Source organism: Methylobacterium sp., from assembly GCF_028290105.1.
Taxonomy (GTDB): domain Bacteria; phylum Pseudomonadota; class Alphaproteobacteria; order Rhizobiales; family Beijerinckiaceae; genus Methylobacterium.
This window is the reverse complement of sequence record NZ_JAQGKL010000040.1, coordinates 1-23,503: the sequence shown is the minus strand read 5'-3', so window position 1 is coordinate 23,503 and position 23,503 is coordinate 1. Positions and strand designations below refer to the sequence as shown.

Genomic DNA, 23,503 nt, shown 5'->3' with positions numbered 1-23,503 from the left:
TCGGACAGCGCTCTGTCGGGTATCATACCGATCATATCAGCTAAAATGACACGTTAGGCCGCCCATCATCGCGGTAAAATATGACTCTATCGACGGGCTAACATTAACATTTGGGTGTTCCCGACTGATAAACAAACAACGACTAGTTCTGAACAATCAGCCCCTGCCTGCGGTTTGTTGTGAGGATCATGCTCAACGGAGCTGGGGACGGGATTCATCTGTGACGCTTGAGACTGGACCGATACTTCGCCGCGCCGCCGAAACCGGAGGCTCACCCACACCCATCGTGCGACCCGGGACGGACGTCACGCATTCCGCCGATCCGCGCCCGCTCCTCGTCTGCTTCTCGCACCTGCGCTGGAATTTCGTCTGGCAGCGCCCGCAGCATCTCCTCACCCGCGCGGCGGCCGTCTTCGACATCCTCTTCATCGAGGAGCCGCTGTTCGAGGCGGGCACGGTGCCTCGGCTGGCGCGCGAGCGGATCGGGCCGGGCCTCGACGTCCTCGTCCCGATCCTCGACCGGACGCTCGAGACGGGACCTGAAGCGGGGCGTACCGCGATCCTCGCGCGGCTCGTCGCCGAGGCATTGGAGGCGCACGCCAGCACGACGCGGGTCTTCTGGTACTACACGCCCGCGGCCATCGCGTTCACGTCCGATCTGGTCCGGGACCTGACCCTCTACGACAACATGGACGAGCTCTCGGCCTTCCAGGGCGCGTCGGAAGCCCTGATCGCCCAGGAGAAGGCCCTGCTGGCGCGGGCCGACCTCGTCTTCACGGGCGGGCGCAGCCTCTACGAGGCCAAGCGCGACGCGCATCCCGACATCCACTGCTTCCCCTCGTCGGTGGATACGGCCCATTTCCGCCGGGCGCGGGCGGGCGGCGTCCCGGACCCGGCCGACCAGGCCGCGATCCCGCATCCCCGCCTCGGCTTCTTCGGCGTGGTGGACGAGCGCTTCGATCCCGATCTTCTGGGCAGACTCGCCGACCTGCGCCCTGACTGGCACATCGTCGTCCTCGGCCCCGTGGTGAAGATCGATCCGGCCGGGCTGCCGAAACGGCCCAACATCCATTGGCTGGGGCCGAAATCCTACGACGCGCTGCCCGATTACCTGGGCCATTGGGACGTCGGCCTGATGCCGTTCGCGCTGAACGCGTCGACGCGCTTCATCAGCCCGACCAAGACGCCGGAATTCCTGGCCGCCGGCCTGCCGGTCGTCTCGACGCCCATCGTCGACGTGGTGCGCAGCTACGGCGAGGCCGGCCTGGTCGAGATCGCCGGCACGCCGATGGAGACCGCGCGCGCGGTCGAGGCGCTGCTCACCCGCCCGCGCGGACCCTGGCTCGCCCGGGTCGACCGGCGCCTCGCGGAGGGCTCCTGGGACCGGACCTGGGCGGAGATGCAGGCCCTGATCCTGGCCGGCCTTCCGAACTCCGTCTCCAGGCTCCCCGTGCTCCTGCGCGAAACCGCCTGATCCTCCCGTCCCCTCCCCGCGCGGCCCGACCATCGGGGCCGTGCCGCAGCATGAAAGTTCACGCGTGATGCACGATTGGCTGATCGTCGGCGCCGGTTTCGCGGGCAGCGTGCTGGCCGAGCGCATCGCGCGCGAGCGCGACGAGCGCGTGCTCCTGGTCGACAAGCGCGACCATATCGGCGGCAACGCCTATGACGGGCTGAACGCCGACGGATTGATGATCCATCGCTACGGGCCGCACATCTTCCATACCAACGCCAAGCCGGTCTTCGACTATCTCTCGGACTTCACGGCCTGGCGCCCCTACGAGCACCGGGTGCTGGCGGAGGTGGACGGACAGCGCGTGCCGATCCCGATCAACCTCGACACCATCAACACGCTCTACGGCCTCGACCTGAATTCCGAGACGCTGAAGGCCTGGTTCGCCGCGCGCGCCGAGCCGGTGGCCGAGATCAAGACCGCCGAGGACGTGGTCGTCTCCGCGGTGGGGCGCGAACTCTACGAGAAGTTCTTCCAGGGCTACACCCGCAAGCAATGGGGCCGCGACCCTTCGCAGCTCGACAAGTCGGTGACGGCCCGGGTGCCGACCCGGACGGACCGGGACGACCGCTACTTCACCGACACCTACCAAGCGATGCCCAAGCACGGCTACACGTCGATGTTCTCGGCCATGCTCGACCATCCGAACATCACCCTGGCGCTGGGCACCGACTATCGCAGCCTCGGCCGCGCGGCCCGGGACTGCCGGACGATCTTCACCGGGCCGATCGATACCTATTTCGACACCTGCTACGGGGCCCTGCCCTACAGGAGCCTGCGCTTCGAGCACGTCACCCGCGACGTGGCCTGGCACCAGCCCGTCGGCGTCGTGAACTATCCGCAGACCGAAGCGTACACCCGGGTCACGGAATACAAGCATCTCACCGGGCAGGTGCATCCGCGCACCGCCCTGACCTACGAATACCCGGCGGCCGACGGGGACCCCTACTACCCGATCCCCTGTCCCGAGCATCAGGCCCTGTTCAAGCGCTACGAGCGGCGCGCCCTGAACGAGCGGCAGGTCTGGTTCGTCGGGCGGCTCGCCACCTACCGGTACTACAACATGGACCAGATCGTCGGTCAGGCGCTGGCCACGTTCCGGCGGATCGAGGCACAGGTCCCACGCCGCGACGGCCGGGTCCGGGCGGCGGCGGCCGACATGGCCGCCACCGGCGCGGCCTGACGCCCTGCAATGGCCCGGGCACGTCAACGCAGCACGCAGGCGCCGCCCGCCTCCGACGCTCTGCGAACGCACCTGGGGCGCCTCAGGGACGGACGGCCGGCGTCTCCAGGGGCAACGGGCTCGCCCGGTCCATCAGGTAGCGTTCGAGGGCGACGAATTCCGGCGCTCCGTTGGCGAAGGGCTCGGCCCGCATGCCCGTCATGCAGTTGCGCAGGCGCCGCTGCACCGACCCGACGCCCTGCCATTCGAGCCGGTAGAGCGGATAGCCGGTGGGGTGCCCCTGCGGGATCAGGGCCGCCCCGAGGCGCCGCCCGGCATGGTCGTCATGGCAGGCGGCGCAGGAGAGGCCGAGTTGGCCCATGCGCTGGGTGAACAGCGCCTTGCCGACGGCGCGGGCCGACGCGAGGCGCGGGTCGTCGGGCGGCGCGATCGGCAATCCGCGCGACTGCGCCGCGACGTAGGTGGTCAGCCCGAGAAGCTCACGGCTCTCGCGCGGAAACGGGGCCGCGCCCTGGTGGCGCGCGCGGCAGGCGTTGATCCGCCCTTCGAGGTCGATCGGCGCGGCCGTCGCCGCGTCGTAGACGGGATAGCGGACGGCGACCCCGCGCATGCTGGCGCCGGCCTCGCCGTGGCAGCCGGCGCAGGCGGGACGATCCGGCGACGGGGCCTTCCCCCAGAGGTCGGCGCCGTCCTGCAGCCAGAGCAGGCCGGGATTGGCCATCTCGTCCTGCTGCATCGCCTGGATGTCGGGGCTCATGGCGTCGAACCCCGAGCGCCGCTCCGAGACCGGAATCTCGGCCGCCGTCGCGGACCATGCCAGCAACAGGCCGAGAACCGGGGCCGAGCGGCCTCTCACGTCACCGTCAGGGTCGCGGTCTCGGTCTGCTCGAAACCGTTGTCGCCGCGCCAGATGAAGCTGAGGGTGCCGGTGCGCGTCGCCCGGGTAGTGAAGGTCAGGTACGGGTTCGCGGCGGTGGCCGGGAAGGTTTCCGCGCGGAACACCTCCTCGCCGTCGTAGAGGCAGGTGAAGTCCGTGATGATGTCGCGGGCCATGATGCGCCCGTCGGCGCCGGGCCGGAAGCCGGTCTCCATCGGATGCGAGATCAAGGTCTTGATGGTGACGATCTCGCCGGCCTCCGCGGTCTTCGGCACGCTGATCAGGGTCCGGGCCATGGCGCTTCAGCCCTCCAGGCAGGCGGCGAGGGTGACGATGGCATCGGCCGAGGTCGACCAGTAGCGCCCGTCGCTGGTCTCCGCGATGGCGGTAATGCGCTGCGTGTCGGCGAGCCGGATGCGGGTGGCGATGGCGGCGCGGCCCGCACGGGGCCCGAGATGCACCGTGATCACGTTGGCCTGCGGGTTCTTGTCGTTGAACACCGCGATGCGGCGGACATGGTCCTCGCCGCTCATCGGGCTGTCCACCGTCACCGTGATGGTGACGGCGTTGCCGTTCTCCACGAGCGGCGGCAGGTCGAGATGGACGCGGCCGGGCCGGATCTCGGCGTCGCCGGCAAAGCGCCGGATGGCTTGCGCCGTGGTTTCCGTGCGCGTGACGGCCTCCGCCGCGACGGGCCGCAGGGCGATTGTGGCGAGGGAGCCGGTGCCGAGCGCGAGGACCCGGCGGCGGTTCGGCAAACGGGGCATCTCGCGTGTCACAGGGCCGAACCTTCCGTCCGCGTGTCGCGCAGCGTGCCGAGGAAGGCGACGATGTCCTCGATCTCCTGGGCCTCCAGCACCGGGCGGCCGCGCCAAGCCGCGCCGACGCGGGTCGTCGCTTGCAGAGTGTAATAGGATGGCATGATGGTGTCCGGGTTCAAGGCCCGGCCATCGACGAGGCGCAGGCGCAGCGCGGCCGCCGACAGGCGCCCTCCGATCCCTGCGAGGTCGGGACCGATGTTGCCCTGGAAGCGCTCCTCGGGAAACGGGCCCGCGTGGCAGAGGAGGCAGAGGCCCTTCGTCCGGTCGGCGACGAGCGCCCGGCCCCGGACGGGATCCCCAGGCGTTTCGGTGAGCGACTGCGGGACCTCGGAGCCGACGATGGCGACGGGGCGCAGGGCACCCTCTCCCGTGACGGCCCCCTCCTCCGCGAGGACGCCCGAGGCCAGGATCGCACAACCCACCAGGACCGAGCCCAGGGTACCTCTCACCCGAAAACCTTTCACCCGAAGACCTGCCGGGTGATGGTGCGGTACCAGTCGGCGGCATAGAGCGCCTCCTGCGCGCGCAAGGACATCGGCGCGTCGAGGGGGCTTGTCCCGCCCGCGCCCTCGACATCGGCGAGGACGCCGCCGGCCGGGTGATAGACGCCCGCGACGGAGATGCCGTAGCCCGGCGCCACGAGGCTGTAGCAGGTGTTGATCAGCTTCGGCGTCTCGGGCGCGCGTCCGGCCAGGAGGTCGATCACGGCGTCGGCGCAGACCTTCGCCTGGGCATTGGCGGAGAAGGCGGATTTCGGCATCGCCCCGGCGACGGCCGCGTCGCCGATGACGTGGATGCCCGGCACGATGCGGGATTCGAAGGTGACGGGGTCGATCGGGCACCAGCCGCTGCGGTCGGCGACCCCGGCGATCGCGGCGATCTTTCCGGCGCGCTGGGGCGGGATGATGCAGGCGACGTCCGCCTTGTACTCCGCGAAATCGGTGCGCACGATCATCGCGGCCGGATCGACGGCCGAGACCTGTCCGCCCCCGGCCAGCGGCACGTATTCGAGCTGGTCCGGGTAGAGTTGGGCCCAGGCCGCCTGGAACAGGCGCTGCTTGGAGAAAGTGTCCTTCGCGTCGAGCACGATCAGCTTCGCGCGCGGCTTTCGGGTCTTGAGCACATGGGCGATCAGGCTGGCGCGCTCGTAGGGGCCGGGCGGACAGCGGTAGGGATTGCCCGGCACCGACAGCACCACGGTGCCGCCCTCCGGCATGGCCTCGAGTTGGCGTGCCAGCAGCAGCGTCTGCTCCCCCGCCTTCCAGGCATGGGGCATCTGGGTCGCGGCGGCCTCGTCGTAGCCCGGGACGGCGTCGAAGCGCAGGTCGACGCCCGGCGAGAGCACGAGGCGGTCGTAGGGGAGCGTCGTCCCGTCGGCCAGCGCGACCCGGCGCGCGTTCGCATCAATGCCGGTGGCGGCGGCGTGAACGACGCGGATGCCGGCGTGGGCGACGCCCTCGTAACCGAAGCGCTGCGCCGCTATCGGCTGCAGGCCGGCGATGACCTCGTTGCTGAACGGGCAGGCGGTGTAGGTCGGGTTCACCTCGACCAGGGTCACGTCGAGGCCGCCGCGCCGGAGCGCTCGGGCCGCCGTGGCGCCGCCGAAGCCGCCGCCGATCACCACGACCTTGGGTGCGGCCTGCGCGAGGGCGGGCCGGGCCAGGGCCAGCCCCGCTCCGGCGGCGAGGAGCGCGCGGCGCGTCGTGCTCATGGGTTCCCCTGGCTGGCGAGATAGGCCGCGATGGCCTGGGACTCGCTCTCCGAAAATCCCTTGGCGATGCGGCCCATCACGCTCGCGGGCCGCGCGCCCGAGCGGTACTCGGCGAGCGCCGCCGCGATCTCCGCCTCCGGGCGCCCGTCGAGCGCCCCCATGGCGGCGCCTTGCGCGTGGCATCCCGCGCAGGAGGAGGCTCCCGGGGGCGGGCGAAGCTCCGCCGCCCCGGCGGAGCCCGCCAGACCGACGAGCCAGGCAGCCGTGAGCGCCGGGATGTACCTCACGCCCGGCGCAGGTCCGTGTTCTTCACGGGCATCTGGCGCACGCGCTTGCCGGTGGCGGCGTAGATGGCGTTGAGGACGGCGGGGGCCGCCACCGCGATGGTGGGCTCGCCGACCCCGCCCCAGAAGCCGCCGGACGGCATCACGATGGTCTCCACCACCGGCATCCCGTCGAGGCGCATCACCGGATAGGTGTCGAAGTTCGTCTGCTCGATGCGGCCGTCCTTGACCGTGCATTCCTGGTAGAGCGCCGCCGAGAGGCCGTAGACGAAGGAACCCGCGATCTGCGCGTCGATCTGCTGCGGGTTCAGGGCGTAGCCGGGGTCGGTGGCCGCGACGATGCGGTGGACCTTGACCGCCCCGTCGTCACCCACCGAGACCTCGGCCACCGCCGCCACGTAGGAGCCGAAACCCATCATCTGGGCGAGCCCGCGATGCACGCCCTCGGGGGGCTTCGAGCCCCAGCCGGCCTTGTCGGCCACCGCCTGCAGCACGGCCCGGTGCTTGGGGAACTTGTCCATCAGCTTCAGGCGGAAGGCCAACGGATCCTGCCCCGCCGCATGGGCGAGTTCGTCCATGAAGCATTCGAGGTAGATGGCGTTGGGGTTCATGTTCACCCCTCGCCAGAAGCCCGGCGGCACGTGCGGGTTGCGCATGGCGTGGTCGACCAGGATGTTCGGAATCCCGTAGCCGATCGCGGCCTCCGGCCCGCCGGGGTTGACGCCCTGGAACACCACCGGATCCTTGCCGTCCACCATCCGGTTCGGGGCTACCGACACCAGGATCGACTGCCCCGAGATGCGCATGTGCAGCCCGGTGAGGTTGCCGGCCTCGTCGAGGCCGGCACGCATCCGGCACTGGGTGATCGGGTGGTAGCGCCCGTGGGTCATGTCCTCTTCGCGGGTCCATATCAGCTTGATCGGGGTCCCGGGCATCTCGCGCGCGATCAGCACGGCCTGGCGCAGCCAGTCGTGGGTGGCGCCGCGCCGGCCGAAGCCGCCGCCGAGCAGGAGCTTGTAGACGTCGCATTTGGCCGCCGAGAGGCCGGCGGCCTCGGCGACGGCGGCGAGCGCCGCCTCGCCATTCTGGGTCGGCGCCCAGGCCTCGCAGCGCTCCGGCGTCCAGCGCACGGTGGCGTTCATCGGCTCCATGGTGGCATGGTTCTGGAACGGCACGCCGTAGGTCGCCTCCACGACCTTGGCCGCGCCCTTCAGCGCGCCTTCGACGTCGCCGCCCTTGTTGCCGACATAGGCCTCCTTCGCGTCGAGCCCCTCCCGCAGCATCGCGGCGATGCTCTCGCTCGAGACCTTTCCGTTGGGGCCGTCGTCCCAGACGATCGGCAGGGCCTCGACCGCCGTCTTGGCGCGCCAGAACGTGTCGGCGATCACGGCCACACCGGAATCGCCCACGGCCACGACCTTCTTCACGCCGGGCATGCCGGCGACCGCCTTGGCGTCGAAGCTCTTCACGGTGCCGCCGAAGACCGGGCAGTCGCGGATCGCCGCGTTGAGCAGGCCGGGCAGCTTGAGGTCGATGCCGTAGATCTGGCTGCCGTCGGTCTTCTCGACGGTGTCGAGACGCTTCACGGGCTTGCCCGCGATGGTCCAGTCCTTCGGGTCCTTGAGGACGATGTCCTTGGGCGGCGCGACCTTGGCGGCCTCTGCCGCCACCGCGCCGAAGGTCGTGGTCCGGCCCGAGCCGGCATGCGTGATCACGCCCTTCTCGACCCGGCACTCGGCCGGCGCGACGCCCCAGCCCTTGGCGGCGGCCTCGACCAGCATGATGCGGGCGGCAGCCCCTCCCTTGCGGACGTAGTCCTGGGATTCGCGGATGCCACGGCTGCCGCCGGTGCCGAAATCGCCCCAGATCCGGCCGCGCGCGACGTTCTGGCCCGGGGTCGGGTATTCGGTGACGACCTTGGACCAGTCGCAGCCGAGTTCCTCGGCGACCAGCTGGGCGAGACCCGTGAGCGTGCCCTGGCCCATCTCGGAGCGGGCGATGCGGATGACGACCGTCTCGTCGGGCTTGATCACCACCCAGGCATTGACCTCGGGGGGCAGCGTGGCGGCGGCACCCTGCGCGGCGGCCTCACCGGAAAACGGCACGCGGAAGCCGAGGCTGAAGCCCCCGGCGGCGGCGACCACGCCGGCGACGAAGGCACGGCGGGAGGGCGAAGAGGCGGCGGGCGAAGAGGCGGCGGACTTGTGGGAGGCGTGTGTCATCGGGTCTCTCCTCAGCCGGCCTGGCCGCCATTGGCCGCGAGCTTGATGCCCGCCAGGACGCGACCGTAGGTGCCGCAGCGACAGATGTTGGTGATCTCGGCGCGGATCTCCGCGTCGCTCGGGTGCGGATTCTGCGCGAGCAGCGCCGCCGAGGCCATGATCATGCCGGACTGGCAGAAGCCGCATTGCGGCACGTCGAGTTCGGCCCAGGCCTTCTGGACCGGGTGCGAGCGATCCTTGGCCAAGCCCTCGATGGTGACGATCTTCTGGTCCGGCGTGACGCTGGAGACCGGCATCGAGCAGGAGCGCACCGCCGCCCCGTCGATATGCACGGTGCAGGCGCCGCATTGGGCGATGCCGCAACCGTATTTCGTGCCCGTCAGGCCCGCCTGCTCGCGGATGACCCAGAGGAGCGGGGTATCCGGCTCGGCCTCGACCTCGCGGATGGCGCCGTTCAGGTTCAGACGGATCATGCGGTTCCTGCCCTGGTTTTTTCGTTGCGCGCCCCGCACTGAGGGGCGGTTCACGTCACGGCCTGGTATTTTGAATCTTGTAAGGTGCGGGGATGGCCGGCGCACTGCGACGAAGCGCGCCGGCTCGACACCGGCGTGCCCCATTGCGGGCGGCGCCGGAAAGTGTCTCGGCTTCGGGCAGCGTCCCGCGCTTGGGCCGGGACGATGGGGCCGGAACGAACCCTAGGGCAGCCAGAGCCGATGTCCGTCCGGGTCGCGCAACGTTCTCGGCGGGAGATCGGACGGGCCCTCCTCCACCCCGGAAAAGACCAGAACCGTTGCGGCGACGTCGCGGTCGCCGCAGGTCAGCCCGGCACGCGGAAAGGCGCCCGCGTAGCAGAGAAGCTCCAGGTGCGGCGTCGGCGCTCCAGGCGGGCGCAGACCCGTCACCGCGACCTGCGGGTCGGGTACGCCGTCGAGGCGCGCCTGCTCGGGGCCGGCATTGATGGAGCGCGACAGGACCGTGAAGCCGAGGCCGCGGTAGAAGGCGAGGCTGGCCTGCGTGTCCGCCACCGAGATCGCCGAATGGTCGAGCCCGAGACAGAGATCCGCCCCCGCACCGCGCCAGGCGTCCGGTACGCCCCCGGGCGGGAATTCCAGGAATTCGAGGGGATGGCCCTCGGGGTCGCGGAACTTGAAGGCGGTGACGCCCCCCGAGGCAGCCGGCAGGCGCTCGGGCCCCGCCGTGGAGATCGGGCGCCAGCCGGGGATCGCGCGGAGCCTCGCATGGGCGGCGGCCATGTCCGAGACCACGATGGCGACGTGCTGGAACAGGGGGCTCCAGCCCGGAACCTCGGCCGGATACGGGCGGCCCGGCGCGGCATGTCCGACGAGGTCGATGCCCTGCGCGCCGAGGCGCAGGGGCACCACGGTCTCTCCGGGCGCAGGTGACGTCGCGGCCTCGCGGGAAAAACCGAGGGCGGCGGTGAAGAACCGTGCCAGGGCCTCGGGATCGGCGCTGACGAGGCGGACGCGGTCGAGGCGGATCACGTCGTCCTCATGGCGCCTGCACGCCGCGCCGGTCGAGGAAGATCGCGTAGAGCGTGTGCGAGCCGCCGATGAACAGGCGGTTCTTCATGCGCCCGCCGAAGGTGAGGTTCGAGACCCGGTGCGGCACCAGGATCTTGCCCAGCAGGTTGCCCGCCGGGTCGATGCAATGCACCCCGTCGGCGGCGCTGCTCCAGACGTTGCCGTCCTCGTCCACCCGCATCCCGTCGCAATAGCCCGGGTCGATGGTGTGGAAGATCCCTCCGCCCGAGAGGGAGAAGCCGGGGCCGACGTCGAAGACGCGGATGAACTGGCGCGGGTTCGGGCCCGTCTGGTCGCCGGTCTCGGCCACGTAGAGCCTGTCCTCGTCGGGCGAGAAAGCCAGACCGTTCGGCCCGTCGAAGTCGGTGGCCATGGCGCGGATCTCGCCCGTTTCCGGGTCGAGGCGGTAGAGCGCCGGGGGCTGCTCGGAGACCTGGCGGCCGCCCTCGTAGTCGTTCGCGATGCCGTAGACCGGGTCGGTGAACCAGATCGCGCCGTCGGAGGCCACCACCACGTCGTTGGGGGCGTTGAGGCGCCGCCCCGCATGGTGCGTGACGAGGGTGGTGACGGCGCCGTCGTACTCGGTGCGGGTGAGGCAGCGACCGCGATGCGAACAGGCGATCAGCCGACCCTGACGGTCGCGGGTCTGGCCGTTGGCGTAGTCGGAGGGCGCTCGGTAGACCGAGAGCCCCTCCGCCTCGCTCCAGCGCATGGTGCGGTTGCGCGGCAGATCCTGGAACAGGAGGCAGTCGGCATCGCCCATCCAGACCGGCCCCTCGATCCAGCGGAAGCCTGAGGCGATCTCCTCCAGTTCGGCATTGCCGAGGATGTAACCGGCAAAGCGCGGATCGACGATCTCGAAACCGGGCATCGGCTAGCGGAACCGGCACGGGGTGGCGACGGTCGGCGGGCGGTCGAACTGCACCACCATGAGCACGGCGGGCTCGCTCCCGACGGTGCCGGAGAGGTGCCCCTGGCGCCCGTCCACGGCCTGGGTGTTCTGGTCCTCGCCGAAGGAGATCTCGCCCGGTCCCATCTCGACGCGGGTGCCGTCCATGGATTCCACGAACCAGCGGCCGGACAGGGGTATGATCCATTGCGGCTTCGGGTTCTCGTGCCACGCCCCCGTCCAGCCGACCGGCTGCACCGTGACCATCACGGTGGCGCCGTCATGGGTCTTGGCGCCCTGCCATTGCGGATCGGCCGGCGGCTGCATCGACTTCATGTCGAACTCGGTGAGCGCGCAGCGGGTCTGGTGGCTGACCCCTTCCGCGTCGGTCCAGAGGTGCCAGTAGGGGACGCGGGGTTTCTCGGGCGTCGTTGCGTCGGTCTTGGCGTCGGTCTTGGCGTCGGTCATGGCACGGGCCTCGCGATCTCGGGAAAAGGGGCGGTGCGGTAGGGCTGCGAGGAGGCGAGCGGGTCGGCGAGGAAGAGCCGCACCGTGTCGGCCCCCGTGCCGAAGGTGATGAGGAGGAAACCGCCGGCCAGCGCGAAGTTCTTCAGGAAATCCCAGAACAGGCCGCGCCCCTGGCTGTCGCCCCCCGCCCAGAAGTCGCCCGGCCGCCAGAACTGCTTCCAGAGGAGCGCGGTGACGCCGCAATAGCCCGCGAGCACGAAGGCGGCGGCCCGGTCGGCGATGCCCGTGAGGACGCCCGCCGACATCACGACCTCCACGAACAATCCGGTGCAGATCAGCGCCCGGGCCAGCCCGGGGCTCGGCACGCGCTGGCGTGCCTGCCCCACCGCGCCGCGAAAGTTCAGGATCTTGTCGAGGGCGCTGAAGGGCAGGAACAGCAGCACCAGGAGGACCCGGACCGCCAGGGCGATGCCGATGCTGAGTTCTGCCACGTGGCGGTCCTGACCTGATCCGTGCCCCGGGAGCGACGCCATCGCGGGGCGCCCGGGCCATGATTACGCAAGCGAACGTGATGCGTGCGCCGGTTGAACGCGGCATCCTCGCGCCGGTTCAGACGTTCGCAGCGTCGAACGCCTCACTTCGGCGCGAGATCTTCCGGCGCGAGACGTATCGGCGCGAGAGCGTGCACGCGGCGGCACGGTCCTGGCGTCCGAGACCCGCGCGAGCCCGATGCGAAGGACCCGATGAGCTCAGACCATTACGACGTCGTGATCGTGGGCTCGGGGCCGGGTGGCGGCACCATGGCCTGGCGCCTCGCCCAGACCGGCAAGCGCGTGCTGCTCCTGGAGCGCGGCGACTACCTGCCGCGCGAGCGCGAGAACTGGGACGCCCGAGCGGTGTTCGTGGATGCCCGCTACCAGGCGCCCGAGACCTGGTACGGCGCCGACGGCCGCGGCTTCCATCCGGGCCTGCACTACTATGTCGGCGGCAACAGCAAGGTCTACGGCTCGGTGCTGCTGCGCCTGCGGGAGCGCGACTTCGACGTCGTCCATCATCCCGATGGCGACGCCCCCGAATGGCCGGTGAAGTACGACACCTTCGCGCCCTACTATCAGGCGGCCGAGGAACTCTACCACGTGCACGGCCTGCGCGGCGAAGACCCGACCGAGCCCCCGGCCGCGAAACCCTACGCCTACCCGCCGGTCTCCCACGAGCCGCGCATCCAGGAACTCTTCGACGGGCTGAAGCGCGAGGGCCACCGGCCCTTTCACCTGCCGGTGGGCATCCTCCTCGACGAGCGGGACGGCAAGCCCCTGCCGCACTCGGCCTGCATCCGCTGCGACGCCTTCGACGGCTACCCCTGCCTCACCAACGGCAAGGCGGATTCGCAGGTCGTCTGCGTCGACCCGGCACTGGCCCAGCACCCCAACCTCACCCTCTGGACCGGCGCCTATGTCGAGCGCCTGATCACCGGCCCGAGCGGGCGGGCCATCGCGAGCGTCGAACTCATGCGCGAGGGCCGGACCCGGACGGTGTCCGGCGACATCGTGGTGGTGGCCTGCGGCGCGCTTTCCTCCGCCCTGCTGATGCTGCGCTCGGCCAACGACGCGCATCCGCAGGGGCTCGCCAACGCCTCGGGTCAGGTCGGGCGCAACTACATGCGCCACAACAACGCCACCGTGCTGGCGGTCTCGCGCACCCCGAACCCGACGAAGTTCCAGAAGACGCTGGGGCTCAACGACTTCTACTTCGGCGCGGACGATTGGGACTTTCCCCTCGGCCACATCCAGATGGTCGGCAAGTCCGACGGCACGCAGATCCACGGCGAGGGCCTGCCGGACTTCCTGCAATGGTTTCCGGAAAAGCCCTTCGACTGGATCGCCAGGCATTCGCTGGATTTCTGGCTGACCTCGGAAGACCTGCCGCGTCCGGAGAACCGGGTCTTCTACGAGCGCGGACAGGTGCGGCTCGACCTGACCGAGAGCAACATGGAGGGCCATGCCCGGCTGAAGGCCAAGCTGCGCGATCTCTGCGGCAAGCTCGACGTGCACCCGCACCTGTTCGACCGCTCGCTCTACCTCGGCAAGGACACGCCCATCGGCGGCACCGCGCACCAGGCCGGCACCCTGCGCTTCGGCGAAGACCCCGCCACCGCCGTGCTCGACCTCGACTGCCGGGCCCACGGCATCGACAACCTCTACGTCACCGATGCGAGCTTCTTTCCCTCCATCGGCGCCGTGAACCCGACGCTGACCATCATCGCCAACGCCCTGCGGGTGGGCGACATCATCGCGGCGCGGCTGTGACGAGTCTGCCCGCCCGCCTCGCCGCCCTGGCGATCCGCCTGACGGGGCGCCGGCGCAACCTCGCCCACGACGATCCCGACCCCGAAACGGCGATCCGTCGGCGCCCCCATCCCGCCCGGCCGAGCGGCGCACAGCGCCGCCGGCTCGCGGTGACCTGGGAACTCCGCGACGGCTTCGAGGTCTACACCCTGGCGCCGCGCGGACGGGCGCCGGCGGGGCGGGCGATCTACTGGCATGGCGGCGCCTACACGAGCCCGATCACCCACATCCACTGGCGCTTCATCGCCCGGATGGTGGAGGCCACGGGCCTGCGCTTCACCGTGCCGCTCTATCCGCTGACGCCGGAGCGTTCGTGCGCCGAGATCGGCGCCTTCGCGATGGCGGTCTACCGGGTCTGCCTGGAGGCCGACGCGCACGGGCCCGTCGCCCTGATGGGCGATTCCGCCGGAGGCGGGCTCGCCCTGTCGCTGGCGATGCAGGTGCGCGACGCGCGGCTCCCCCGCCCCGGCGGTCTCGTCCTGATCGCGCCCTGGCTCGACGTCGCCACCGACGATCCCGCGCAGGGCCGGATCGAGCCCACGGACGTGATGCTGATGCGCCCCGGGGTCCAGGCCCTCGGGCGCTGGTATGCGGGTGCCTGGGCCACCACCGACCCGCGGGTCAGCCCCCTCTTCGGCGACCTCCGGGGCCTGCCCCCCATCGACCTCCTCTGCGGCAGCCACGACATCCTCGTCACCGACGCCCGCCGCCTCGCCGCCCGCGCCGAGGCGGAAGGGACCGCCCTGACGTATCACGAGGAACCCGGCCTGATGCACGTCTACCCGCTGCTCGGGCTGCCCGAGTCGCGCCGGGCCGAGGCGCGGATCGTCCGGTTCCTCGGTGAAGTGGGGGGCGGTGGCGCCGCGTCGTCGAGAGGAGGCGGCTGATCCTCGGCCAGGGGTCTGTCTTCCGGAATCCGGTGTTGCCTCACGCCACCGTCACGCGGCCTGTTCGTCGGGTAGGGACGCGAGGTGGTTCGCGAGCCGGGTCTTTGCGCGCTCCACGGCTCCCTGTGCGGCGACCAGACGGGCGGGGAATTGAAGGCGCCTTCCGTCCACGCCCTCACACGCGGATTCCAGGCTGCGGCAGGCGTCCGAAAGTTCGCGCAGACCGAGCATGCCGCTCCACGAGATCAGGGCATGCGCTTCGAAGCGCAGCATGGCGAGGTTCGTCGTCGGCAGCGGATTTTTCTCCAGGTGCGTGTTCAGCTTGACCAGCAGCGACCTGACGCGGGCCGGTCCCATCAACGCGGTCAGATCGTCGAGGACGGCCAGATCGAGGATCGCATGGCCCGCAACCCCGGCTTCACCCGCCGGATCGGAAATCTTCTGGCTCTTCGAAGCGGTGAGGCGTTCGACCAGGAGCCGCAAGGCGTCGGGCACGAACGGCTTGCCGATGTGGTCGTCGACACCGGCCTCGCGGCAAATGGCGATGTCACGGGACATGACGTTGGCGGTCATCGCCACGATGGGCAACGTGGCGTAGCTGCCGCCCAGGGCCCTGATCCGCCGCGTCGCCTCGATGCCGTCCATCACCGGCATCTGCACGTCCATCAGCACCAGATCGAAGCGGGTTCTCATCACCGCGGCGACCGCGGCGGCGCCGTCGGGCGCGACCTCGACGGTGTGACCCCATCTGGTCAGGAGGGCGACCGCCAGTTCCTGGTTCATCTCCACGTCCTCGGCCAGGAGGATGTGGGCGCCCCGCGCGGATGCCGAGGCCGAACGCGGCACGGCCGCATCCTGCGGCGCAGGGATCGCCTCGGCCACCGGCAGGTCGAGCACGAACGAGAACATCGTGCCTTCGCCCTCCACGCTCTCGACGACGATGCTGCCGCCCATCACCTCGACGAGGCTCTTGCAGATCGCCAGGCCGAGGCCGGTGCCGCCGAATTGGCGCGCCGTCGAGTTGTCGACCTGGCTGAAGCGCTTGAACAGCCGGTGTTGCTTGTCGGCCGGTATCCCGATGCCGGTGTCCATCACCGAGAAGCGGACCCGCGCGACGCCGTTCTCCTCGCCTTCGCAGCCCACGAACACCCAAACCATGCCCTTCGCGGTGAATTTGACCGCATTCGAGAGCAGGTTGAGCAAGACCTGCCTCAGGCGCGTGTCGTCACCCACGAGCGTAAGCGGCAAGGACGGTTCGGCCTCCACGTGAAGTGCGAGCCCCTTCGCTTCGGCCTCGCCCCGCAGCAGGATCGCGACGCTCTCGACGAGGTCGCGGGGCGAGAAAGGGTGCGGGTCGAGGTCGAGGTTGCCCGTCTCCAGCTTCGAGACGTCGAGCACGTCGTTGACGATGGACAGGAGGGTGGTGCTGGCGTCCTGAACCAGGCGGGCGTAGCGATGCATCGTCGGCATCGCCATGTCGCGCTCCTCGACCATCAGGCGGGAGAAACCGATGATGGCGTTGAGCGGCGTGCGCAATTCGTGGCTCATGCTGGCCAGGAACTCGCTCTTGGCGAGCGTCGCCGATTCCGCGGCCTCCTTGGCTTTGAGCAGTTCCCTGGCGTGATTCTGCCGGTCCGAGATGTCGCGCGCCAGCGACCACAGGGCCAGAAAGAGAACGAGGGTCAGTCCACCGGCGATCGCGCCCTGGACCGCGGCGGTCTTGTACCAGCTGCTCAACGCCGTGTTGCGCGTTTGGGTGGCGCTTACGTAAAGAGGATAGGATTGGACGAAGCCGATCGCCAGAACCCGCGCGACGCCGTCCGTCGATCCCAAGGACCAGAAGGGCTTGGTTTGCTTGGGCAGGATGTAACGCTTGTAGTTCTCGGAAGACGCGTAGTTCCTCCCGATGAGCTCGGGCACGTGGGGCGCGCGCACAAGCAGGGTTCCGTCCTCGCGCCATAAGCCGAGGGTCGCGCCGGGTCCGAGATCCAGAGCATCGTAGACCTCCTGGAACGCCGCCGGATTGATCATGGCGACGATGACGCCCCCGAAAGAACCATCCGGATTGTTGATCCGACGTGCGAGCGGCAGGCTCGGGAGCTTCGTCTGTCGGCCGACAATCGGTTGGCCGACATAGAGTCCGATGCTCGGATTGCTCCGCAACACCTGGAAATAGTCGCGGTCGGCGAGGTCCAAGGTCCGAGACGGGAAGGCCGTCGCGTCGTGGCTCAATTGGCCGTTCGCGTCGGTGATGAGGATGTTGTTCAGATGCCGGGACTGCGAGAGCCGCTCGCGCAGGGCGTCATGGATCACCGAGGCGGGAACGCTGTCCAGTCGTGAGCCCACGAGGGAGATCACGGTCTGCAGGTAGGTATCGACCGTCTCTAGGGTGCGGGCGGCGTGCTGCTCCAGCGCACGGGTCGTGTTGGCGGTGTAGGTCTCCGCCGCGCGAAGCTCGTGCTGATGCTCCTGATACAGGTTGCCCGCGACGATGACAGGTATGGCGAGACCCAAGGCAACGGCGATACCTCTGATCCCGGAACTCAAGGTTGGCATGGCCACGGATCGTTACAACCTCATTCCCGTCTCAGGCATCCAGACACGAAGGGCGTGCGATAGCAGGGGGGATGTTAAATCATCCTGAATTCTATCCATGTTATTTGGAAATTCTGGCCGATTGGCCTTCAGGTTGAGCGCGCCAATGGTCATTCGCGCGCCCGACGAATATTCCTGAAGTAATCCTCATCCACGAGAGGCTCGAGATCTCCGGTCCGGCTGGCCAAGCGACCGTGACGGCACCAACCCTCGACTTTTCCTCACCCGGTCCGCCGAAAGACCAGTCCCAGATTGTTGGCCGGCAGCGTCATCCGCCGGTCCAGCCGCAAGCCCCGGTCCTCGGCCACGCGGACGACCGCCTCGAGGTCACGCACGCCCCAGCGCGGATCGCGCATCTGCAGGTCGGCGTCGAAGGCCGCGTTGCTGTCGGTGGTGTGGCGCCCGTTCTCGCGGAACGCCCCGTAGAGGAACAGCGGGCCGCCCGGCGCCAGGATTCGGCCCGCCTGCTCCATCAACCCGAGGGTCGCGGCCCAAGGCGCGATGTGGATCATGTTGATGCACAGGATCGCGTCGGTCCGGCGGATCGGCCAGGGGGCCGAGGCCGCGTCGAGGTCGAGGGGCGGGCGGAGGTTGGCGAGGCCGGCGGCCCGCGCGTGGGCCGCGATGCTGCGGCGATAGGCCGGCTCCGGGTCGCTCGGCTGCCAGGTCAGGGCCGGCAGGGCGGCGGCGAAGTGGACCACGTGCTCGCCGGTCCCGCTCGCAACCTCCAGGACGGTGCCGGAAGCCGGCAGGACGTCGCGCAACGCCGCGAGGATGGACTCGCGGTTGCGGGCCACCGCGGGGGCGGCCAGGGCCTCCGTGCGCGCATCCCAGTCCTGCATCGTCCCTCCGCTGCCGCTGCGCCGATCCGAGCGAACCCTGCCCCGATCCCGATAGCATAATCGTCCGCGGACACGCGGTTTCGGGCGTGGTCCGACGCGCCATCGGGCGCGTGCAGAGCATGGCTTTTCCGCCAAATCCGGCCCTGGACATTGCATCCGGGCGCGAGAACCCTCAAACACACGCCAGATTTTCGGGCCGTTCGGCGTGCCGCCCTCTGAGCGAGGCGCACCGAAGAGTCGGCAGTTCGACGCCGTCCGTGATCGTCCAGACAATAGGAACACGTGATGAAGACGCGCGCCGCGGTCGCGTGGGAGGCCAAGAAGCCCCTCACCATCGAGACCATCGACATCGAAGGGCCCAAGGCCGGCGAGGTTCTCGTCGAGCTGATGGCCACCGGCATCTGCCACACCGACGCCTACACCCTGTCGGGCCTCGATTCCGAGGGCAAGTTCCCGGCGATCCTCGGCCACGAGGGCGCGGGCATCGTGCGCGAACTCGGCGCCGGCGTGACCGGTCTGAAGGTCGGCGACCACGTCATCCCGCTCTACACCCCGGAATGCCGCAACTGTAAGTCCTGCCTGTCGCAGCGCACCAACCTGTGCACCGCGATCCGCGCCACGCAGGGACAGGGCGTGATGCCGGACGGCACCTCGCGCTTCTCCTGCGTCTCCACCGGCGGCAGCCCGGGCGGCTCCAACACCGTGTTCCACTACATGGGCTGCTCGACGTTCTCGAACTTTACCGTCCTGCCGGCCATCGCGCTCGCCAAGATCCGCGAAGACGCCCCCTTCGACAAGATCTGCTACATCGGCTGCGGCGTCACCACCGGCATCGGCGCGGTGATCTACACGGCCAAGGTCTGGCCCGGCGCCAACGTCGTCGTGTTCGGCCTCGGCGGCATCGGCCTCAACGTGCTCCAGGCCGCCCGGATGGTCGGTGCCGACAAGATCATCGGCGTCGACATCAATCCGGACAAGCAGGAGATGGCGAAGAAGTTCGGCATGACCCACTTCATCAACCCGAAGGAGGTCGGCAACGATCACGTCGTCCAGGCGATCCTCGACGTGACCGGCGGCGGCGCCGACTTCTCGTTCGACTGCACCGGCAACGTCAACGTGATGCGCCAGGCCCTCGAGTGCTGCCATCGTGGCTGGGGCGAGTCGATCGTCATCGGCGTGGCGGAGGCCGGCAAGGAAATCTCGACCCGCCCGTTCCAACTCGTCACCGGCCGCGTCTGGAAGGGCTCGGCCTTCGGTGGCGCCCGCGGCCGGACCGACGTGCCGAAGATCGTGGACTGGTACATGGAGGGCAAGATCAACATCGACGACCTGATCACCCACACCATGCCGCTCGAGGACATCAACCACGGCTTCGACCTCATGCACGAGGGCAAGTCGATCCGGTCCGTGGTGGTCTACTAGCCGACATCGTCCCGACCCGGGCTTGCCGGGTCGGGCTCGGGCCCCCTCCCCCTGACGCGGGGCAGGGGCGTCGCGGAGCAACGGGAAGCGGGGAGAGGGAAACGGAGAGCCCGATCCTTCATTCGGCAACCCCACCCATGCCCCGAAGCGGGGCCATCGCCCCAGCAGGAGAGCACACCATGGAAACCATCTCGAAGGCCCGCGCCCATGGCGGCACGCAGGGCGTCTACAAGCACGAGGCGCAGACCACGGGCTGTCCGATGACCTTCGCGCTGTTCGTGCCGCCCCAGGCCGAGACCGGCCCGGTCCCGGTGCTGTGGTACCTGTCCGGCCTCACCTGCACGCACGCCAACGTCATGGACAAGGGCGAGTACCGCAAGGCGGCCGCCGAGCACGGCGTCATCATCGTGGCCCCCGATACCAGCCCGCGCGGCCCCGGCATCCCGGACGAGGCGGACAACTGGCAATTCGGATCGGGCGCCGGCTTCTACCTGGACGCCACGCAGGCGCCCTACGCCACGAACTATCGGATGTGGAGCTACGTCACCGAGGAGCTGCCCGCCCTCATCGCCAAGGAATTCCCCGCCGACATGTCCCGCCAGGGCATCTTCGGCCATTCCATGGGCGGCCACGGCGCGCTCACCATCGCGCTGACCTATCCGGACCGCTTCAAGTCCTGCTCGGCCTTCGCGCCGATCGCCCAGCCCTCCACCGCCGGCTGGTCGAAGCCCGCGTTCGAGAAGTATCTCGGGACCGACACCGCCGCCTGGCGCGCCCACGACGCCACCGCGCTGATCGAAGACGGCAAGCGCTTCCCGGAGTTCCTGGTCGATCAGGGCACGGCCGACAGCTTCCTGCAGGACGGCCTGCGGCCCTGGCTCCTCGAAGAGGCCTGCGAGAAAGCGGGCATTCCGCTGACCCTCAACATGCGCGAGGGCTACGACCACTCCTACTACTTCATCTCGACCTTCATGGCCGACCACATCGCCTGGGCCGCCGCGCGCCTGAAGTAACGGCGCGCAACGGAGCATCAACGCCTCTGAGGGCTTGATGGGCGGATGAGCGCATCCCCCGTGACCGAGCCCGCGACCGCCCTTCTCCCCGCCGCCGGGCCCGCCTCGGCGGCGGACGCGTTCGCGTTCCCCGGCGATGCGGCCCTGCGGGCCGCGGCGCTCGCCTGGCAGGACGAACTCGCCCGCGAGCGGCGCCTCTCGGCCAACACCGTCGAGGCCTATGCCCGCGACCTGCGCCAGTTTCTGGCCCATCGCGCCGCCCGCCATGGCACGCCCGGTATTCCGAGCCTCGTCGCCCTGAAACCCCGCGACGTGCGCGCCTTCATGGCCGCGCGCCGGGCCGACGGCGTCGGCGGGCGCTCCCTGATGCGGGCGCTGGCGGGCCTGCGCTCGTTTGCCCGCCACATCGAGCGCGAGGGCCACGGCACCGTGGCGGCGCTCGGCGCCGTGCGCTCGCCCAAGGTCGAGCGGCGCCTGCCCCGGCCGATCCCGATCCCCGCCGCCCGGGCGATGACGGGGCTGGAGCTCCGGGCCGGCGAGGACCGCGAGCCCTGGATTCTGGCCCGCGACGCCGCCGTGCTCGCCCTCCTGTACGGCTCGGGCCTGCGCATCTCGGAAGCCCTCGGGCTGCTCGCCAAGGACGCGCCCGGCCCGGGGATCGACGCCGTCACGGTGCTGGGCAAGGGGGCCAAGACCCGGATGGTGCCGGTGCTGCCGGTCGTCGGCGCCGCCGTCGCCGCCTACGTCACCGCGTGTCCCTACACCCTCGTGCCCGACGGTCCCCTCTTCCTCGGCGCCAAGGGCGGTCCGCTCTCGCCCCGGATCATCCAGTACGCGGTCGCCTCCATGCGCGGGGCGCTCGGCCTGCCCGAGAGCGCAACGCCACATGCGCTGCGCCACTCCTTCGCCACGCATCTGCTCGCCCGCCAGGGCGAGTTGCGGGCGATCCAGGAGCTTCTCGGCCACGCCTCGCTCTCGACGACGCAGCTCTACACCAAGATCGACGCCACCCGCCTGATGGAGGCGTTCGATGCCGCGCATCCGCGCGCCGGCACCGCACCCGCCCGGGCGCTGGCTTCGCGCGAGAAAAGCCGTGCGCCGGCATCCGTCCCCGCGCTAGGACCGGGCGCATGACCCGACACGTCCCCGCCCCGACCCGATGACGGCGAGCCTCCCCGAATCGCGAAGCCTCCTCGATGCCCTGCGCCGGGGCGACTGCGCGGGTGCGCGGGAGCTGCGCTTTCCCCCCGGCCTCACCGAGTTCCCGCGCGAGATCCTGGGCCTCTCCGACACGCTCGAACTGCTGGACCTCAGCGGCGGCGCGCTGACCGATCTGCCGGAGGATTTCGGCCGCCTCGAGAACCTGCGCGTGCTGTTCTGCTCCGGCAACCGCTTCACCCGCCTGCCCCCGGTGCTCGGGGATTGCCCGGCGCTGAGCCAGGTCGGCTTTCGCGCCACCGGCCTCGTCGAGGTGCCGGGTGAAGCCCTGCCCCCGGCCCTGCGCTGGCTGACGCTCACCGACAACCGGATCGGACGCCTGCCCAAGGCGCTCGGCGAGCGGCCCCTGCTGCAGAAGCTGATGCTCTCGGGCAACGCCCTGCGGTCCCTGCCGGCGAGCCTCGCCGACGCCCCCAACCTCGAACTGGTGCGGCTCGCCGCCAACCGGCTCGACGCGCTGCCCCCCTGGCTCACCGCCCTGCCGCGCCTCGCCTGGACCTCGTTCGCCGGCAATCCCTTCGAGGGCGAGCCCGTTTTGCCTCCCGTACCCCGCGTGCCCTGGGGCGACCTGGAACCCGGCGCGCTGCTGGGCGAAGGCGCCTCGGGGCGGGTGCACCGCGCGCTCTGGCACAGGGGCGGCGCGCCCCCGGAGGCCGTTGCGCTCAAGCTCTTCAAGGGCGCGATGACGAGCGACGGCTTGCCGGAGCGCGAGATGGCGGCCTGCCTCGCGGCCGGCACGCATCCCAACCTGACCGGGGCGCTGGGGCGCATCGCCGACCATCCGCAGGGGGCGGACGGGCTCGTGATGCCGCTTCTCCCGGCCGCGTGGCGGGTGCTCGCCGGCCCGCCGAGCCTGGCGAGTTGCAGCCGCGACGTCTACGACCCCGCCCTCGCCCTGGCGCCGGATGTGGCCCTGCGCATCGCGCATGGCGCGGCGCGGGCCTGCGCCCACCTGCACGCCCGCCAGATCCTGCACGGCGATCTCTACGGCCACAACATCCTGTGGGACGGGGCGCAGGGGGCGGCGGTGGTCAGCGATTTCGGCGCCGCCTCCACCCTGCCCGACGGCGCGGCTGGGGACGCCCTGCGGCGGATCGAGATGCGGGCCTGGGGGCTGCTGCTCGGCGAACTCCTCACCCGCGCGGGCATCGCGCAGGGTCCCTTGCGCGACCTCGAGACGGCCTGCACCCAGCCCGACCTCGATGCGCGCCCGGGCTTTGGAGAGGTGATCGACATCGTCGGGACGGCCTGCGCCAATGCAGATGCGGTCGCCCGCGCCTGAAGTGCCGGCGCGCGGCACGCCTCGACTGTCCTCGCTCCCTCGATCAAAGCCTTGTGCCGGAACGGCCCAGATTTCGTCACGGTGAACCGTCAGAGATCACCGCCGAAATCAGGATGTTCGATCACCATGAAGAGATTCACCTGCGCTGTTCTGCTCGTCGGCGCGCTGGCGGTGCCCCAGGCCGCCTTGGCCGCGAGCAAGACCACGGTGGGCGTCGGTACCGGCGTGGTGGCGGGCGCGCTCGTGGGCGGTCCCGTGGGGGCGGTGGTGGGCGGCATCGTCGGCGGATACATCGGCGCCACCTCCGAGAGCCCGCGCCCGCGCCGACGCCGGGTGCGCGCCGCCCGCCGGGCCATGGCCCAGCCGCGCAAGCTGCGCGTCGCGCAGGAG

General features: G+C 70.2%; 23 protein-coding genes. 9 read left to right on the top strand and 14 right to left on the bottom strand.

Translation table 11 applies throughout. From position 1 onward, the window contains the following. Positions 1-286: 286 nt before the first annotated feature. Complete coding sequence (locus JWQ05_RS03245; protein ID WP_299654379.1) at positions 287-1,474, top strand: glycosyltransferase; 1,188 nt, start codon at positions 287-289, stop codon at positions 1,472-1,474. A gap of 67 nt (positions 1,475-1,541) precedes the next feature. Further along, positions 1,542-2,696, top strand: coding sequence for a UDP-galactopyranose mutase (glf, locus tag JWQ05_RS03240; protein WP_299654425.1), 1,155 nt, complete (start codon positions 1,542-1,544; stop codon positions 2,694-2,696). An 82-nt stretch (positions 2,697-2,778) separates the two neighbouring features. Here the strand turns inward: glf and soxA are convergent, their stop codons facing one another. The 12 genes from soxA to JWQ05_RS03180 all read right to left on the bottom strand — a co-directional run bounded on the left by soxA (position 2,779) and on the right by JWQ05_RS03180 (position 12,000). Beyond that, a complete protein-coding gene (soxA, locus tag JWQ05_RS03235) occupies positions 2,779-3,552 on the bottom strand; it encodes a sulfur oxidation c-type cytochrome SoxA (protein ID WP_299654376.1) in 774 nt (257 codons plus the stop codon). Next, a complete protein-coding gene (soxZ, locus tag JWQ05_RS03230) occupies positions 3,549-3,869 on the bottom strand; it encodes a thiosulfate oxidation carrier complex protein SoxZ (protein ID WP_299654373.1) in 321 nt (106 codons plus the stop codon). The genes soxA and soxZ overlap by 4 nt, the downstream gene beginning before the upstream one ends. 6 nt (positions 3,870-3,875) lie before the next feature. Beyond that, entirely contained in the window at positions 3,876-4,340 is a 465-nt protein-coding gene (locus JWQ05_RS03225) for a SoxY-related AACIE arm protein (RefSeq protein ID WP_299654370.1), read from the bottom strand. A gap of 8 nt (positions 4,341-4,348) precedes the next feature. Then, a complete protein-coding gene (gene soxX / locus JWQ05_RS03220; protein WP_299654422.1) occupies positions 4,349-4,750 on the bottom strand; it encodes a sulfur oxidation c-type cytochrome SoxX in 402 nt (133 codons plus the stop codon). Between the two features lie 104 nt (positions 4,751-4,854). Beyond that, the gene (locus tag JWQ05_RS03215; RefSeq protein ID WP_299654367.1) at positions 4,855-6,105 is read right to left on the bottom strand and encodes an NAD(P)/FAD-dependent oxidoreductase; all 1,251 of its coding nucleotides are present in this window, start codon (positions 6,103-6,105) and stop codon (positions 4,855-4,857) included. Then, positions 6,102-6,392, bottom strand: coding sequence for a cytochrome C (locus tag JWQ05_RS03210; RefSeq protein WP_366944543.1), 291 nt, complete (start codon positions 6,390-6,392; stop codon positions 6,102-6,104). Before JWQ05_RS03210 ends, JWQ05_RS03215 begins: the two co-directional genes overlap by 4 nt. Then, a complete protein-coding gene (locus JWQ05_RS03205) occupies positions 6,389-8,611 on the bottom strand; it encodes a molybdopterin cofactor-binding domain-containing protein (protein WP_299654364.1) in 2,223 nt (740 codons plus the stop codon). Before JWQ05_RS03205 ends, JWQ05_RS03210 begins: the two co-directional genes overlap by 4 nt. A gap of 11 nt (positions 8,612-8,622) precedes the next feature. Beyond that, positions 8,623-9,084, bottom strand: a complete 462-nt coding sequence (locus JWQ05_RS03200; RefSeq protein WP_299654361.1) for a (2Fe-2S)-binding protein — start codon at positions 9,082-9,084, stop codon at positions 8,623-8,625. A gap of 222 nt (positions 9,085-9,306) precedes the next feature. Then, positions 9,307-10,113 (bottom strand): VOC family protein, encoded by an 807-nt coding sequence (locus tag JWQ05_RS03195; RefSeq protein WP_299654359.1) that lies wholly within the window; start codon positions 10,111-10,113, stop codon positions 9,307-9,309. Positions 10,114-10,120: 7 nt separating this feature from the next. Next, on the bottom strand, positions 10,121-11,023 hold the full coding sequence (locus JWQ05_RS03190; RefSeq protein ID WP_299654356.1) for an SMP-30/gluconolactonase/LRE family protein: 903 nt from the start codon (positions 11,021-11,023) through the stop codon (positions 10,121-10,123). A 3-nt stretch (positions 11,024-11,026) separates the two neighbouring features. Next, positions 11,027-11,509 (bottom strand): cupin domain-containing protein, encoded by a 483-nt coding sequence (locus JWQ05_RS03185; protein WP_299654353.1) that lies wholly within the window; start codon positions 11,507-11,509, stop codon positions 11,027-11,029. Next, positions 11,506-12,000, bottom strand: a complete 495-nt coding sequence (locus JWQ05_RS03180) for a DoxX family membrane protein (RefSeq protein ID WP_299654350.1) — start codon at positions 11,998-12,000, stop codon at positions 11,506-11,508. Before JWQ05_RS03180 ends, JWQ05_RS03185 begins: the two co-directional genes overlap by 4 nt. 252 nt (positions 12,001-12,252) lie before the next feature. On the opposite strand from JWQ05_RS03180, the gene JWQ05_RS03175 reads away from it, so the two are divergent. Continuing rightward, positions 12,253-13,815: a GMC family oxidoreductase gene (locus tag JWQ05_RS03175; protein ID WP_299654347.1), complete on the top strand. Its 1,563-nt coding sequence runs from the start codon at positions 12,253-12,255 to the stop codon at positions 13,813-13,815. Further along, complete coding sequence (locus JWQ05_RS03170) at positions 13,812-14,741, top strand: alpha/beta hydrolase (RefSeq protein ID WP_299654344.1); 930 nt, start codon at positions 13,812-13,814, stop codon at positions 14,739-14,741. Before JWQ05_RS03175 ends, JWQ05_RS03170 begins: the two co-directional genes overlap by 4 nt. 51 nt (positions 14,742-14,792) lie before the next feature. Here JWQ05_RS03170 and JWQ05_RS03165 read toward each other — a convergent pair whose 3' ends face one another. Both JWQ05_RS03165 and JWQ05_RS03160 read right to left on the bottom strand, forming a co-directional pair. Continuing rightward, positions 14,793-17,297, bottom strand: a complete 2,505-nt coding sequence (locus tag JWQ05_RS03165; protein ID WP_299654341.1) for a hybrid sensor histidine kinase/response regulator — start codon at positions 17,295-17,297, stop codon at positions 14,793-14,795. Positions 17,298-17,557: 260 nt separating this feature from the next. After that, on the bottom strand, positions 17,558-18,178 hold the full coding sequence (locus tag JWQ05_RS03160) for a DUF938 domain-containing protein (RefSeq protein ID WP_299654338.1): 621 nt from the start codon (positions 18,176-18,178) through the stop codon (positions 17,558-17,560). A 285-nt stretch (positions 18,179-18,463) separates the two neighbouring features. On the opposite strand from JWQ05_RS03160, the gene JWQ05_RS03155 reads away from it, so the two are divergent. From JWQ05_RS03155 to JWQ05_RS03135, 5 genes are all read left to right on the top strand, one after another. Beyond that, positions 18,464-19,600 (top strand): S-(hydroxymethyl)glutathione dehydrogenase/class III alcohol dehydrogenase, encoded by a 1,137-nt coding sequence (locus tag JWQ05_RS03155; RefSeq protein ID WP_299654336.1) that lies wholly within the window; start codon positions 18,464-18,466, stop codon positions 19,598-19,600. A 179-nt stretch (positions 19,601-19,779) separates the two neighbouring features. Continuing rightward, a complete protein-coding gene (gene fghA, locus JWQ05_RS03150; protein WP_299654333.1) occupies positions 19,780-20,613 on the top strand; it encodes an S-formylglutathione hydrolase in 834 nt (277 codons plus the stop codon). A 45-nt stretch (positions 20,614-20,658) separates the two neighbouring features. Beyond that, positions 20,659-21,747: a tyrosine recombinase XerC gene (locus JWQ05_RS03145; RefSeq protein ID WP_299654330.1), complete on the top strand. Its 1,089-nt coding sequence runs from the start codon at positions 20,659-20,661 to the stop codon at positions 21,745-21,747. 25 nt (positions 21,748-21,772) lie between these two features. Beyond that, complete coding sequence (locus JWQ05_RS03140) at positions 21,773-23,113, top strand: leucine-rich repeat-containing protein kinase family protein (RefSeq protein WP_299654327.1); 1,341 nt, start codon at positions 21,773-21,775, stop codon at positions 23,111-23,113. 126 nt (positions 23,114-23,239) lie between these two features. Then, the coding region (locus tag JWQ05_RS03135) for a hypothetical protein (RefSeq protein ID WP_299654324.1) at positions 23,240-23,503 on the top strand (264 nt) is incomplete at its 3' end.

Bases quoted from the DNA above. Each gene is read 5' to 3' on its own strand.
- glf (WP_299654425.1), top strand. From the start codon at position 1,542: ATGCACGATTGGCTGATCGTCGGCGCCGGTTTCGCGGGCAGCGTGCTG.
- soxZ (WP_299654373.1), bottom strand. From the start codon at position 3,869: ATGGCCCGGACCCTGATCAGCGTGCCGAAGACCGCGGAGGCCGGCGAG.
- JWQ05_RS03225 (WP_299654370.1), bottom strand. From the start codon at position 4,340: ATGCCCCGTTTGCCGAACCGCCGCCGGGTCCTCGCGCTCGGCACCGGC.
- JWQ05_RS03215 (WP_299654367.1), bottom strand. From the start codon at position 6,105: ATGAGCACGACGCGCCGCGCGCTCCTCGCCGCCGGAGCGGGGCTGGCC.
- JWQ05_RS03205 (WP_299654364.1), bottom strand. From the start codon at position 8,611: ATGACACACGCCTCCCACAAGTCCGCCGCCTCTTCGCCCGCCGCCTCT.
- JWQ05_RS03200 (WP_299654361.1), bottom strand. From the start codon at position 9,084: ATGATCCGTCTGAACCTGAACGGCGCCATCCGCGAGGTCGAGGCCGAG.
- JWQ05_RS03190 (WP_299654356.1), bottom strand. From the start codon at position 11,023: ATGCCCGGTTTCGAGATCGTCGATCCGCGCTTTGCCGGTTACATCCTC.
- JWQ05_RS03185 (WP_299654353.1), bottom strand. From the start codon at position 11,509: ATGACCGACGCCAAGACCGACGCCAAGACCGACGCAACGACGCCCGAG.
- JWQ05_RS03175 (WP_299654347.1), top strand. From the start codon at position 12,253: ATGAGCTCAGACCATTACGACGTCGTGATCGTGGGCTCGGGGCCGGGT.
- JWQ05_RS03165 (WP_299654341.1), bottom strand. From the start codon at position 17,297: ATGCCAACCTTGAGTTCCGGGATCAGAGGTATCGCCGTTGCCTTGGGT.
- JWQ05_RS03160 (WP_299654338.1), bottom strand. From the start codon at position 18,178: ATGCAGGACTGGGATGCGCGCACGGAGGCCCTGGCCGCCCCCGCGGTG.
- JWQ05_RS03155 (WP_299654336.1), top strand. From the start codon at position 18,464: ATGAAGACGCGCGCCGCGGTCGCGTGGGAGGCCAAGAAGCCCCTCACC.
- fghA (WP_299654333.1), top strand. From the start codon at position 19,780: ATGGAAACCATCTCGAAGGCCCGCGCCCATGGCGGCACGCAGGGCGTC.
- JWQ05_RS03145 (WP_299654330.1), top strand. From the start codon at position 20,659: ATGAGCGCATCCCCCGTGACCGAGCCCGCGACCGCCCTTCTCCCCGCC.
- JWQ05_RS03140 (WP_299654327.1), top strand. From the start codon at position 21,773: ATGACGGCGAGCCTCCCCGAATCGCGAAGCCTCCTCGATGCCCTGCGC.